Source organism: Roseococcus suduntuyensis (assembly GCF_014196305.1).
Lineage (GTDB): Bacteria > Pseudomonadota > Alphaproteobacteria > Acetobacterales > Acetobacteraceae > Roseococcus > Roseococcus suduntuyensis.
Genome location: NZ_JACIDJ010000002.1, coordinates 360,031 through 371,979, shown reverse-complemented (window position 1 = coordinate 371,979; position 11,949 = coordinate 360,031). Strand labels below are relative to the sequence as shown.

13 protein-coding genes are annotated in these 11,949 nt (G+C 70.0%); 10 read left to right on the top strand and 3 right to left on the bottom strand.

The window, feature by feature from the left end; all coding sequences use genetic code 11:
• The first annotated feature begins 2 nt into the window (after positions 1 to 2).
• Genes urtC through urtE form a run of 3 tightly spaced genes read left to right on the top strand, consistent with a single transcriptional unit; the run spans position 3 to position 2,461 of the window.
• The gene (gene urtC / locus GGQ83_RS08230; protein WP_456315594.1) at positions 3 to 1,031 is read left to right on the top strand and encodes an urea ABC transporter permease subunit UrtC; all 1,029 of its coding nucleotides are present in this window, start codon (positions 3 to 5) and stop codon (positions 1,029 to 1,031) included.
• Positions 1,028 to 1,765 carry an urea ABC transporter ATP-binding protein UrtD gene (gene urtD / locus GGQ83_RS08225; protein WP_184383293.1) on the top strand — a complete coding sequence of 246 codons (738 nt, stop codon included), beginning with the start codon at positions 1,028 to 1,030 and terminating at the stop codon, positions 1,763 to 1,765. The genes urtC and urtD overlap by 4 nt, the downstream gene beginning before the upstream one ends.
• Positions 1,766 to 1,768: 3 nt before the next feature.
• Positions 1,769 to 2,461, top strand: a complete 693-nt coding sequence (gene urtE, locus GGQ83_RS08220; protein WP_184383292.1) for an urea ABC transporter ATP-binding subunit UrtE — start codon at positions 1,769 to 1,771, stop codon at positions 2,459 to 2,461.
• Between the two features lies 1 nt (position 2,462).
• Here the strand turns inward: urtE and GGQ83_RS08215 are convergent, their stop codons facing one another.
• Positions 2,463 to 3,425, bottom strand: coding sequence for an AI-2E family transporter (locus GGQ83_RS08215; RefSeq protein ID WP_184383291.1), 963 nt, complete (start codon positions 3,423 to 3,425; stop codon positions 2,463 to 2,465).
• A 202-nt stretch (positions 3,426 to 3,627) separates the two neighbouring features.
• On the opposite strand from GGQ83_RS08215, the gene GGQ83_RS08210 reads away from it, so the two are divergent.
• Together GGQ83_RS08210 and GGQ83_RS08205 are read left to right on the top strand one after the other, a co-directional pair.
• Positions 3,628 to 4,242: a DedA family protein gene (locus GGQ83_RS08210; protein WP_242534913.1), complete on the top strand. Its 615-nt coding sequence runs from the start codon at positions 3,628 to 3,630 to the stop codon at positions 4,240 to 4,242.
• 66 nt (positions 4,243 to 4,308) lie between these two features.
• Entirely contained in the window at positions 4,309 to 5,322 is a 1,014-nt protein-coding gene (locus GGQ83_RS08205) for a serine hydrolase domain-containing protein (RefSeq protein ID WP_184383289.1), read from the top strand.
• A 13-nt stretch (positions 5,323 to 5,335) separates the two neighbouring features.
• Here the strand turns inward: GGQ83_RS08205 and GGQ83_RS08200 are convergent, their stop codons facing one another.
• Entirely contained in the window at positions 5,336 to 5,638 is a 303-nt protein-coding gene (locus GGQ83_RS08200; protein WP_184383288.1) for a hypothetical protein, read from the bottom strand.
• A gap of 323 nt (positions 5,639 to 5,961) precedes the next feature.
• On the opposite strand from GGQ83_RS08200, the gene GGQ83_RS08195 reads away from it, so the two are divergent.
• The 4 genes from GGQ83_RS08195 (at position 5,962) to GGQ83_RS08180 (ending at position 10,141) form a co-directional block, all read left to right on the top strand.
• Positions 5,962 to 7,191 carry an ABC transporter substrate-binding protein gene (locus GGQ83_RS08195; RefSeq protein WP_184383287.1) on the top strand — a complete coding sequence of 410 codons (1,230 nt, stop codon included), beginning with the start codon at positions 5,962 to 5,964 and terminating at the stop codon, positions 7,189 to 7,191.
• Positions 7,188 to 8,063 (top strand): carbohydrate ABC transporter permease, encoded by an 876-nt coding sequence (locus GGQ83_RS08190; RefSeq protein ID WP_311727612.1) that lies wholly within the window; start codon positions 7,188 to 7,190, stop codon positions 8,061 to 8,063. Before GGQ83_RS08195 ends, GGQ83_RS08190 begins: the two co-directional genes overlap by 4 nt.
• On the top strand, positions 8,060 to 8,887 hold the full coding sequence (locus GGQ83_RS08185) for a carbohydrate ABC transporter permease (RefSeq protein ID WP_184383285.1): 828 nt from the start codon (positions 8,060 to 8,062) through the stop codon (positions 8,885 to 8,887). The genes GGQ83_RS08190 and GGQ83_RS08185 overlap by 4 nt, the downstream gene beginning before the upstream one ends.
• 108 nt (positions 8,888 to 8,995) lie before the next feature.
• Complete coding sequence (locus tag GGQ83_RS08180; RefSeq protein WP_311727609.1) at positions 8,996 to 10,141, top strand: mechanosensitive ion channel family protein; 1,146 nt, start codon at positions 8,996 to 8,998, stop codon at positions 10,139 to 10,141.
• 10 nt (positions 10,142 to 10,151) lie between these two features.
• Here the strand turns inward: GGQ83_RS08180 and GGQ83_RS08175 are convergent, their stop codons facing one another.
• A complete protein-coding gene (locus GGQ83_RS08175) occupies positions 10,152 to 10,874 on the bottom strand; it encodes an SDR family oxidoreductase (RefSeq protein ID WP_184383284.1) in 723 nt (240 codons plus the stop codon).
• Between the two features lie 97 nt (positions 10,875 to 10,971).
• Here GGQ83_RS08175 and GGQ83_RS08170 point away from each other — a divergent pair, with 97 nt between their 5' ends.
• Positions 10,972 to 11,865, top strand: coding sequence for a LysR family transcriptional regulator (locus GGQ83_RS08170; RefSeq protein ID WP_184383283.1), 894 nt, complete (start codon positions 10,972 to 10,974; stop codon positions 11,863 to 11,865).
• Positions 11,866 to 11,949 lie beyond the last annotated feature (84 nt).

Below are 11,949 nucleotides of genomic sequence, written 5' to 3'. Positions count from 1 at the left end.
TGATGCTGTGCGTGCTGGCGCTGGCGGCACTTCCGGCCTTCAACGCGCTGCCGGCCGACCATCCGCTGCATGTCCCGGATTTCCTCGTGAGCGTGGTGGGCAAGTGGATCTGCTACGCCATTCTCGCCTTGGCCATTGATCTCGCCTGGGGCTATGCGGGCATTCTCTCTCTGGGCCATGGGGCCTTCTTCGCGCTGGGCGGCTACGCGATCGGGATGCACCTGATGCGCCTGATCGGCCCGCGCGGCGTCTATGGCCACCCGGTGCTGCCGGACTTCATGGTGTTCCTCGGCTACACCGAACTGCCCTGGTATTGGCTCGGCTTCGACTGGTTCGCCTTCGCCTTCCTCATGGCGTTGGTCGTGCCCGGGCTGCTCGCGCTGGTGGTGGGCTGGCTCGCGTTTCGCAGCCGCATCACGGGCGTCTATCTGTCCATCATCACCCAGGCCATGACCTATGCGCTGATGCTGGCCTTTTTCCGCAACGACATGGGCTTCGGCGGCAACAACGGCTTCACCGACTTCAAGGAATTGCTGGGCATGCCGCTCAACACCGGCGCCACGCGCGCGGTGCTGTTCTATGCCTCGCTGGTGACGCTGGTGCTGGTGTTCTGGGGCTGCGCGCATCTGACGCAGACGAAGCTTGGCCGCGTGCTGACAGCCATCCGTGACGCCGAGAGCCGCACGCGCTTCCTGGGTTACAACGTGACCCGGCACAAGCTCTTCGTCTTCGTGCTCTCGGCCATGATCGCGGGGCTCGCCGGCGCGCTCTACGTGCCGCAGGTGGGCATCATCAACCCCTCGGAATTCTCGCCGGGCAACTCCATCGAGGCGGTGGTCTGGGTGGCCTTCGGCGGCCGCGGCACGCTGGTGGGGGCGGTGCTGGGCGCCTTCTCCGTCAATGCGCTCAAGACCTGGCTGACCTCGGTGGCGCCGGACCTCTGGCTGATCGTGCTGGGGTTGCTGTTTGTCATCGTGACGCTGTTGCTGCCCAAGGGGCTCATCGGCCTGTTGCGGAGGCGCGGGTCATGACCAGCCAGGGCCTCTATGTGGACGGCGTCACCGTCACCTTCGACGGCTTCCGCGCGCTGAACAACCTCTCCCTGCTGGTCGAACCCGGCGAGCTGCGCGCCGTCATTGGCCCCAATGGCGCGGGCAAGACGACGATGATGGACGTCATCACCGGCAAGACGCGGCCCGACACCGGCATCGTCCGCTTCGCCGCGCGGGATCTCACGAAGCTGGACGAGGCGGCCATCGCCACGCTGGGCATCGGGCGGAAATTCCAGAAGCCCACGGTGTTCGACGCGCTGACCGTCTTCGAGAATTTGGAACTGGCGCTGAAGGCCCCGCGGGGGCCCATCGCCTGCCTGCGCTGGGTGTTGTCCGGGGTCGCCCGCGCGCGCATCGAGGCCACGATGGAACAGATCGGCCTTGCCGCCCGGCGCGAGGATCTGGCCGGCCTGCTCAGCCATGGCCAGCGCCAATGGCTGGAGATCGGCATGCTGCTGATGCAGGAACCCGAACTCCTGCTGGTGGACGAACCCGTGGCCGGCATGACCGACCACGAGACCGAGCAGACCGCCGCCCTGCTGCGCGGCATCGCGGGCACGCGCAGCGTGGTGGTGGTGGAGCACGACCTGGAATTCGTCCGCGCGCTCGATTGCCGGGTCACGGTTCTGCACGAGGGCAGTGTGCTGTCCGAAGGTTCCATCACCCATGTGCAGGCGGACCCGCGCGTCATCGAAGTCTATCTGGGGCGTTGAGCCATGCTCTCCGTGGAAACCGTGGATCTCTCCTATGGCGCGAGCCGCTGCCTGAGGGGCGTCTCGCTGGCGGTGAAGCCCGGCGAGGTGGCCGCGGTGCTGGGGCGCAACGGGGTGGGCAAGTCCTCGCTGCTGCGCGCCATCATGGGGCTGGAGCGCATCCAGGGCGGCAGCATCACCTGGGAGGGGCGGAACCTCGCGGGCCTCTCGCCCGCCGACCGCGCGCGGGCGGGCATCGGCTATGTGCCGCAGGGGCGTGAGATCTTTCCCTTCCTCACCGTGCAGGAGAATTTGGAGACGGCGCTGGCCGCCGCGCCCCGAGGCAGCAAGGTGGACCCGGAGGTGTTCGACCTCTTTCCCATCCTGCGGCAATTCCTGCGGCGGCGGGGTGGCGATCTGTCGGGGGGGCAGCAGCAGCAGCTCGCCATCGCGCGGGCGATGACGGCGCGGCCGCGCATGCTCATTCTTGACGAACCCACCGAGGGCATCCAGCCCAATGTCATCAAGGACATCGGCAAGGTGATCCGCCATCTGGCGCGGGACCGCAACTTCGCGGTGGTGCTGGTCGAGCAGTATTTCGAATTCGCGCGCGACCTCGCGGACCACATCACCGTCATGGTCCGAGGCGAGGTGGCGCTGGCTGGCCCTACCCCTGCTCTGGACGAGGCCGCGGTGCGCCGGCTGCTGACGGTGTGACCTACAGCTCGGGCCGCTGGTCCAGATAGAGCCGCTGCACCATGATCATCACGACCACCATCAGCGGCGTCGCCACCAGCACGCCCATGAAGCCGAACAGCGTGCCGAAGACCAGCACGGCCATGATGGTCAGCAGCGGCGGCAGCGCCACCGCCCAGCGCTGGATGAGGGGCGTGATCACCTCGCCCTCCAGCTGCTGGACGGCGATGCACAGCAGCAGGACGTAGAGCGCCTGCATTCCCCCCTGCGTGAAGGCGAAGATGACGGCGATGGCCGTGAACAACGCGGCCCCGATGAAGGGCACGAAGCCCAGCAGCCCCGCCAGCACGCCGAGCGAGGCCGCCATGGGCACGCCCAGCAGCCAGAGCCCCACGCCGCTCAGCACGCCGATCACGGCCATGGACATGACCTGGCCCAGCAGCCAGCCTTGCAGGCCCTCGCCCGCCGCGCGCATCGCGTCCGCCACGCGCGGCCGCAGGTCATGGGGCATGAGCGAGACGAAGCCGCGCAGGTAGAAGTCGGGTGTCGCGGCCAGATAGACGCCCATGAAGCCGATCAGCACCGCGTTCACCACGCCGCCCACGCCGATGCCGACATAGGCCGCGAGGCTGGCCCAGGGCACGGTCGCGGTGGCATCGGCCGGATCGCCCAGCACCTCGCGCAGGCCGATGCCGAGGCCCGAATCCTCCCGCAGCCAGGCATCGGCGGTGTCCAGCGCCTCGGGCAGCGCGGTGCGGAGTTCGTTCACCTCGCGCACCATCTGCGGGCCCATCAGCGCCACCAGGCCGAGGAGCAGCGCCGGGATCCCCAGGACCACCACCGCCAGCGCCAGCCCGCGCGGCAGCCCCGTCAGGCGCGACAATGCGTTCGCCAGGACCGCGCCGGCGGTGGCCAGCAGGATGCCGGCAAAAAGCAGCAGCAGCACATGGGACAGCAGCCATAACAGCGCGAAGGCGCTGGCCACGGCGCCGAACTGTATGAGGCGGCGCGTGAAATCGTCGAGGCGGGGCAGTGGGGTATTCCTTCGCGGTGCGTGGTCCGTCGCTGCAACGCGCTACCCTGGGTGGGCGTTGCCCCGCGGCTTTGACATTCCCGCGACCCATCGCCGCCGTGGAATTGCCATCCGCACCGCCCATATGCGCGTGCATGACCGGAGGACGCCCCGCTTGATCGAGACCGTCGAAGCCTGGCTCACAGCCCATGGCGGCTGGGCGCCTCTCGTGGTGTTCCTGCTCACCTTCCTCGAATCACTGCCCGGCGTGAGCCTGCTCGTACCGGCCACGGCGCTGCTGGTGATGACCGGCGCGCTGCTGGGCGCCGGCACGCTCGACCCCTGGGGGGTGGTGGGCGGTGCCATCGCGGGCGCCATATTGGGCGATGCGGTGGGGTTCTGGCTGTCGCGCTGGCTGGGGCCGCGGGCGGTGCGCCGCATCCTGCCGCGCAGCCAGCGGCGCAACTACGCGCGCGGCCTGCTGCTGTTCCGCCGCTGGGGCTGGGCCGCGGTGTTCTTCGGCCGCTTCCTGGGCCCCATGCGGGCGGTAGCCCCCCTGCTGGCCGGCGTGGCCCGCATGCGGGAGCGGCATTTCCAGTCCGCCAACATCGCCTCGGCCTTCCTCTGGGCGCCGGCCATGCTGCTGCCTGGCTATGCGGCGGCGCGCGGGCTGGAGCAGGTGGCGGCCTCCGACCACCCCTTGCTGCTGGGTGCGGCCCTGTTGACGCTCGGGGGCCTGGCCTGGTGGGGATGGCGGCGCTGGCAGCGGCGCGTGCTGCCGGCGGATTGACCGGGTGCGCGTGACGAAGGGTAACCCTCCGCTGGCCAGGACGGGACCGCGCGTTATCTGCGAAGCATGACCTCCGCCCTTCTACGCCGCACGCTTCTGGGCCGCACGCTTCTGGCGGCGCCCGCGCTGATCCTCGCCCGTCCCGCCATCGCGCAGGAGGATGTGCGCGCCGCCGCCGCGCGGCTGGAGCCCCTGCGCGGCCTGATCGTGGCCCGCCAGGGCGAGATTTTGTTGGAACAGCGTATCGCGGGCCCGGCGCTGGACCGGCCGGTGAATGTGAAATCCGTCTCCAAGGCCATCATCGCCGCACTTGCGGGTGCCGCGATCGCGCGCGGGCTGCTGGAGGGGCCGGACCAGCGCATCGCCCCCCTTCTGGCCGACCGCCTGCCGCGCGATGCCGACCCGCGGCTGCAGCGCATCACGCTGGACCACCTGCTCTCCATGCGGTCGGGGCTGGAGCGCACCTCGGGCGTGAACTACGGCCGCTGGGTGGCCAGCCCCGACTGGGTGCGCCACGCGCTGGCGCGGCCCTTCGTGGCGGAGCCAGGCGGGCCCATGCTGTATTCCACGGGCAATTCGCATCTGGTCTCGGCCATCCTGACGCGCGTCGCGCGCCGCTCCACCCATGCGCTGGCCGAGGAATGGCTGGGGCGGCCGCTCGGCATCGCCATCCCGCCCTGGCCGCGCGACCCGCAGGGCATCTTCTTCGGCGGCAATGACATGCTGCTCTCGCCGCGTTCCATGCTGGTCTTTGGCGAGATGATCCGCGCGGGCGGCCTGCATGAGGGCCGCCGCGTGTTGCCCGAGGGCTGGGTGGCCACTTGCTTCGCGCCGCGCACAGCCTCCGTCTTCACGGGGGCGGCGCATGGCTATGCCTGGTTCACCGCGACCGGCCCCGGGCCGGTACGGCACTACGCATGGGGTTTCGGCGGGCAGATGATCCATGTGGTGCCCTCTCTGGGCGCCACGGTGGTGATGACCTCGGACCCGACCCAGCGCTCGGGCGGCGCGCAAGGCCATGCGCGGGCGCTGCACGGGCTGATGGAAGGCACCATTCTGCCACTGCTGGCGCAGGGCTGAGGCGCGGCGCGCCTCACCGCAAGGGGAGGTGGTGGCCGTGGAACAGGAGGGCCGCCAGCAGCGCGGCGGCCCCCACCGCCGCGAATGCCAGGGCCCACCCACCGGCGCGTCGCCGCAGCAGCGCGACCAGCAGCGCCGCGACGGTCCAGATACCCGTCAGCGCGAACAGCAGGAGGGCATGGACCGGTCCCGACAGGTCATAGCCGCCGCCGCCGATCCCGGGGGAAGCGGCCCCGAAATCGCCCAGCAGACCGAACAACAGGACCGTCGGCGCGCCAAGGACGATGACCCAGGCGAAGAATGCCCCGCGGCTCATCCGCGCGGGCCCCGTGGCCAATGGGGGTGGATGTTCCTGGGCTGCTGTGTGCTTTCGCCCATGGGCGGTGGAATGGCATGGGCGATCCTGCGGGCTTTCCCCAGGCTGGAGGCTAGACGGCAAACTCCGCCGCGGGAACGTGCCCCTCGGTCTCCGCCCCGGCTGGCCAGGGTGAGCGCTGGCCGTGCGAAGGGCGCGCGGACACCAGCGGTGGAAGCCCGGAATCCAACCGGCACCTGCGGTTCCTTGTGTCGCCGCACGGGTTGCGGCCCCTTGCCGCATGGCTTTTCCTGCCGGCCCAACCGGCTGGGAAGGAGACCGCCATGCCTCGCCTGGCGCCTGTCATCGCCGCCCTGGCATGGCTCTGCCTCGGCCAGGCCGCCGCTGCCCGCCTGGTCATTGCCTGCGGCGCGGTGGGCACGGAGGCCGCGCTGTGCCGCGAGGGCGCCGAGGCCTGGGCCCGCGCCGAGGGGCGTGAGGTGGCGCTGGTCGCCATGCCGGCCGGCAGCACCGAGCGCCTGGCGCTGATCCAGCAGCTTCTGGCCGCGCGGTCGGCCGATATCGACGTGTTCCAGCTCGACATCGTCTGGCCGGGCATCCTGGCGCGGCATCTGCTGGACCTCGCCCCGCATCTTCCGCCGGAGGAGGTGGCGGCCCACCTGCCATCCCTCATCGCCAACAACACGGTGGGCGGGCGGCTGGTGGCGCTGCCCTGGCTCGCCAATGCCGGGCTGCTCTACTACCGCGCCGACCTGCTGGCGCGGCATGGGCGCGGCGTGCCCGAAAGCTGGGAGGCGCTGGAGGAGATGGCGCGGCACATCCAGGCGGTCGAGGGCGGCTGGGGTCTCGTCTTCCAGGGGCGTGCCTATGAGGGGCTGACGGTGAACGCGCTGGAATGGCTGCACGCCGCGGGTGCGGGCCGCATCGTGGAACCCGATGGCCGCGTTAGCATCGCCACCCCCGAGGCCGCGGCCGTGCTGCGCCGCGCCGCCGGCTGGGTCGGCACCATCGCGCCGCGCGGCGTGCTGAACCACGCGGAGGAGGATGCGCGAGGCATCTTCCAATCCGGCCAGGCCGTCTTCATGCGGAACTGGCCCTATGCTTGGCCGCTGCTGGAGGCGGAGGGCAGCGCCGTCGCGGGCCGCGTGGGCGTGGCACCGCTGCCCGGCGGCGGCGCCGTGCTGGGTGGCGAGCAACTGGGCGTCTCGCGTCATTCGCGCCAGCCCGAGGCCGCCATCAGCCTGGTGCGCCACCTGACCGGCGCGGCCGAGCAGCGCCGCCGCGCGCTGGCGGCCGGCGCCCCGCCCACGCGGCCGGCCCTGTATGACGACCCCGAGCTGCAGGCCGCCAACCCGGCCTTCGCCCTGCTGGCCGTCGCGCTGGAGGGGGCGGTGGCGCGGCCATCGGCGGTGACGGGCAACCGCTACAACCAGGTCTCGGCGGAGTTCTGGAACGCGGTGCACAACACGCTTTCGGGCCGGCTGGAGGCGGAGGTGGCCCTGGCCCGGCTGGATCGCATCCTGGCGCGCGTGGGGCGCGACGGCCAATGGTGACGCCGCGCACCGCCTGGCTGTTCCTGGCCCCCGCGCTGCTGGTGCTGGCGCTGGTGGCGGGCTGGCCGCTGGGGCGCACCATCTTCTTCTCGCTGACCGATGCGCGGCTGGATGCGCTGGAGGAATGGCGGTTCGCGGGCCTCTCCAACTACGCCTTCCTGCTGACGGACCCCGACTGGTGGGGCGCGGTGCGGGTGACGCTGGTGTTTGCCGTGGTGTCCGTCTCCATCGAGACGATGCTGGGCCTCGTCATCGCGCTCACCTTGAACGCGCGCATGCGGGGCAGGGGGCTGGTGCGGGCGGCCATGCTGGTGCCCTGGGCCATTCCCACCGTGGTCTCGGCGCAGATGTGGGCCTGGATGCTGCATGACCAGCACGGGGTGGTGAACGCGGCGCTGATGGGAATGGGCGTGATCGCGCAGCCGCTGGCCTGGACGGCGGAGCCGGGCCTGGCACTCGCCGCCGTCATCGCGGTGGATGTGTGGAAGTCCACGCCCTTCATGGCGCTGCTGATGCTGGCCGCGCTGCAACTCGTGCCCAATGAACTGTATGAGGCCGCGAAGGTGGACGGGCTCGGCCCCGTCGGCACCTTCTTCCGCATCACCCTGCCGCTGATCTGGCCCGCGCTGCTGGTGGCCATCCTGTTCCGCACGATGGATGCGCTGCGCGTCTTCGACCTGATGTATGTGCTGACGGGCAACAGCCGCGCCACGGCCTCCATGTCCGTCCATGCGCGGCAATTGCTCGTGGACTTCCAGGATGTGGGTTATGGCTCGGCCGCGGCCACCATGGTGGCGCTGGTGGTGGCGCTGGTGGCGGTGGCGCTGGTGACGCTCGGGCGGCTGCGGCTTTCGCCGGCGGGGCGGGCATGAGGCGCTGGGCCGGCAAGCTGGGTTTCGCGCTGCTGGTGGCGCTGATCCTGTTCTACACGCTGTTCCCCTTCTACTGGGCGGTGGTGTCCTCGCTGAAATCGGGGGCGGACCTCTTCCTCGTGGAGGCCTGGCCGCGCGCGCCCGCCTGGGGGAACTACACGGCGGTGTTCCAGGACCAGCCCTTCGGGCGGAACATCCTGAACTCGGTCTTCGTGGCCGGGGCGGTGGTGCTGGTCTCGCTGGCGCTGGCGGCCTCGGCCGCTTTCGCGCTGGCGCGCGTGAGCTTCCGCGGGCGGGGCCTGCTGCTGGGCACGCTGCTCTGTGTCTCGATGTTCCCGCAGGTGGCGGTGCTGTCGGGGCTGTTCGAACTGATCCGGGCGCTGGGTCTCTACAACAATCTGCTGGGCCTGGTGCTGAGCTATCTCATCTTCACGCTGCCCTTCACCATCTGGGTGCTGACCGCCTTCCTGCGCGAATTGCCGCTCGAACTGGAGGAGGCGGCGGCGATGGATGGCGCCACCCCCTTTGTCACATTGACCCGCATATTCCTGCCCCTGATGGCGCCGGCTATGGTCACGACGGGTCTGCTCGCCTTCATCGCGGCCTGGAACGAGTTCCTCTTCGCGCTCACGCTCACGCTGACGAACGAGATGCGCACCGTGCCCGTCGCCATCGCGATGATCACGGGGTCGAGCCGCTATGAATTGCCCTGGGGGCTCATCATGGCGGCTTCCGTCATCGTGACCGTGCCGCTGGTGCTGCTGGTGCTGGTGTTCCAGCGGCGGCTGGTGGCAGGGCTGACGGCGGGTGCGGTGAAGGGCTGAGACAAGCCCGTCGCGCAACCTTGGGCAGGGCGCCGCGCTGATGAGGTGACGCGGGGCCTGCTGCGGCCTGTGCCGCGCGCACCGCCGGGGGAAGCCAGGAGTATTGCCGTGTTCGACCAGTTCAATGCCGCCGCGCGAAGTGTCGTGCTGATGTTCTCCTGGGCGCCGCCATTGGTTGTCAGTGCAGGCGTGTTGATCGTGGCGGTCCTGGTCGCGCTGGCGCTGCATCGGCTCGTATTCCGCGGAATGACGCGGCTCGCGCGGGACCAGGACCTGTTTTGGCGCTCGATCGTCGCGCGGACGCGCGGGCCCACGCGGCTGGCCATCATCATGTTCTGCCTGTCCATCGCCGCGGGGATCGCGCCGCTCACACGGGTCGAGACCGGCATGGTGCGCCACTTCCTATTGATCTGCTTCATCTTCCTGGTGGGCTGGGTCGCGCGAACGGCCATCCATATCTGGTCCACCCTCTACCTGCGCCGCTTCAAGCTGGACGCGGAGGACAATCTCCTGGCCCGCAAGCACACCACCCAGCTTTCCATCCTGAAGCGGGTGGCGACGCTCCTGGTGCTGGTGCTGACCTTCGCGGCCGCGCTGATGACCTTCGACGGCGTGCGGCAATATGGCGTGAGCCTACTGGCCTCGGCCGGTGCCGCGGGCATCGTGGTGGGCTTCGCCTTGCAGCCGCTGCTGCGGAACCTGGTGGCGGGCATCCAGCTCGCCATCACGCAGCCCATCCGGATTGATGACGCGGTGATCGTGGAGAATGAGTGGGGCAATGTGGAGGAGATCTCCTCCACCTATGTCGTCGTGCGGCTGTGGGACTGGCGGCGCATGGTGCTGCCACTGACCTATTTCATCGAGACGCCCTTCCAGAACTGGACGCGCGAAAGCTCCTCCCTGCTGGGCACCGTGCTGATTCATGTGGACTACACGGCGCCCGTGGCCGCCATGCGCCGCAAGCTGGAGGAGATCACGGCCGCCTCCGCGCTATGGGACCGTCGCGTGGCCGGGCTGCAGGTGCTGGAGCTGCGGCAGGACACGATGGAAATCCGCATGCTGGTCAGCGCCACCAGCGCCGGCCGCGCCTTCGACCTGCGCTGCGAGGTGCGCGAGAAGTTGATCGCCTGGCTGCAGGCCGAATATCCGGGCGCCCTGCCGCGCCGCCGCACCGAGATCGCGAGCCTGCCCGAAGGCGCGGCCTGGATGCCCGATGCGCCGCCCAAGGCACGGGCAGCCTTGGACGGGAATTGAGGCGCGGGCCTCAGTTCGCGGAGGCGGTGGGCCGGATGGTGATCTCGGTGGTGTCCACATTCGCCGGCGCCTCGATCACCTGGCGCACCGCGTGGGCAATGTCGGCCGGCTGGAGGGCCGTGGCACGGTAGCCCGCCATCATCGCCATGGTTTCGGCGTGGGTGATGGTGGAGGCCAGTTCACTCTCGACCACGCCGGGATTGACGCAGGTGACGCGGATGTGCCGGCTTTCCTGTCGCAGCCCGTCCGAGATGGCCCGCACGGCGAACTTGGTCGCGCAATACACCGCCGCCGTCGGCACCACCTGCAGGGCCCCGATTGAGGCGATGTTGATGACGTGGCCGCTGGCCTGCGCCTCCATCACCGGCAGCACGGCCCCGATGCCCCACAGCACGCCCTTGATGTTGACGTCCACCATCCGCTCCCACTCATCCTGCTTGCCGGCCGCGAGCGGCGATAGGGGCATGACGCCCGCATTGTTGATCAGCACATCCACGCGGCCCCATCTCTCCACCGCCGCCTGCACGAAGGCGGCCATGGAGGGGCGGGAGGTGACGTCCAGCTTCCGCGCCTCGGCGATGCCGCCCATGGCCTGGATCTGTGCCGCGATGGCCTCGATGCGGTCCAGCCGGCGCGCGCCCAGCAGCACCTTGGCACCCGCGCCCGCCAACTCCCGCGCCAGGCCTTCGCCGATGCCGCTGGAGGCGCCCGTGATGAGGATGATCTTGTCCATGTCCATCTCCTTGAACGGTGTGTGGGAACAGATGGACCCGGCGGATTGGTGCTGGTATCCGCCTTCTGCTGGACTTGGTGGTTAGCTACGCTGGACAATGAAGACCGACCTGAACCTCCTGCCGCTGTTCCTGGCCGTGGCGAAGGAACGCGGTTTCCGCGCCGCCGCGGATCGGCTGGGTGTGACGCGCTCCGCCGTCAGCCAGGCGATCCGGCGGCTGGAGGATGGGCTCGGCATCGCGCTGGTGATGCGGACCACGCGTTCCGTCCATCTGACGGAGGCGGGGGAACGCCTGCATGCCGCCCTCTCGCGCCCGCTGGGCGAGGTGGCGCAAGCCCTGGAGGATGTGGCGGCCCAGGACGCGCCGCATGGTCTGCTGCGGATCGCGGTCACCTCCATCGCGCAGCGTTTCCTCTCGGGGCCGCTCATCGCCTCCTTCGCGGCCGCCCATCCGGGCGTCACCCTCGACGTGACGGTGACGGATGAGGAATTCGACATCGTCGCCGCCGGCTATGATGCGGGTGTCCGGCTGGGCGAGGTGATCGCGCAGGACATGATCGCCATCCCCGTCACCGGGGAGCAGCGCGAGATGGCGGTCGCGAGCCCGGCCTACCTGGCGGCGCATGGCGCGCCCGCGCATCCGCGCGAGCTGGTGCGTCACCGCTGCATCGGCTGGCGCCCCGCGCCCCAGGTGCCGCCCTATCGCTGGGAATTCGCGGAGGGTGGCATTCCCTTCGACGTGGCGGTCGAGCCGCAGGTCACCACCAATGACCTGACGCTGATGCTGCGCACCGCACTGGCGGGGGGTGGGATCACCTTCGCGCCGGAGGATGTCTTCCGGCCCCATGTCGAGGCGGGCGAACTGGTGCCGCTGCTGGGCGACTTCCTGCCGCCCTTCCCGGGCTTCTTCCTGTATTTCCCGCAGCGCCGCCACATGGCGCCCAAGCTGCGGGTGCTGATCGAGCATGTGCGACGGGCTGGTGCCGCATGAGGGGGGCACGCGGCGCGGCAGGAGCGCGGTGGCTGTGGGTCGGGTTCAGGCAAGCCGCGATGCGAGAGCTGGCACGATGGCTCC

What these genes read in the sequence shown, in the direction of transcription:
- urtC (WP_456315594.1), top strand. Translation starts at nt 3, where the DNA reads ATGCTGTGCGTGCTGGCGCTGGCGGCACTTCCGGCCTTCAACGCGCTG.
- urtD (WP_184383293.1), top strand. Translation starts at nt 1,028, where the DNA reads ATGACCAGCCAGGGCCTCTATGTGGACGGCGTCACCGTCACCTTCGAC.
- urtE (WP_184383292.1), top strand. Translation starts at nt 1,769, where the DNA reads ATGCTCTCCGTGGAAACCGTGGATCTCTCCTATGGCGCGAGCCGCTGC.
- GGQ83_RS08205 (WP_184383289.1), top strand. Translation starts at nt 4,309, where the DNA reads ATGACCTCCGCCCTTCTACGCCGCACGCTTCTGGGCCGCACGCTTCTG.
- GGQ83_RS08200 (WP_184383288.1), bottom strand. Translation starts at nt 5,638, where the DNA reads ATGAGCCGCGGGGCATTCTTCGCCTGGGTCATCGTCCTTGGCGCGCCG.
- GGQ83_RS08195 (WP_184383287.1), top strand. Translation starts at nt 5,962, where the DNA reads ATGCCTCGCCTGGCGCCTGTCATCGCCGCCCTGGCATGGCTCTGCCTC.
- GGQ83_RS08185 (WP_184383285.1), top strand. Translation starts at nt 8,060, where the DNA reads ATGAGGCGCTGGGCCGGCAAGCTGGGTTTCGCGCTGCTGGTGGCGCTG.
- GGQ83_RS08175 (WP_184383284.1), bottom strand. Translation starts at nt 10,874, where the DNA reads ATGGACAAGATCATCCTCATCACGGGCGCCTCCAGCGGCATCGGCGAA.
- GGQ83_RS08170 (WP_184383283.1), top strand. Translation starts at nt 10,972, where the DNA reads ATGAAGACCGACCTGAACCTCCTGCCGCTGTTCCTGGCCGTGGCGAAG.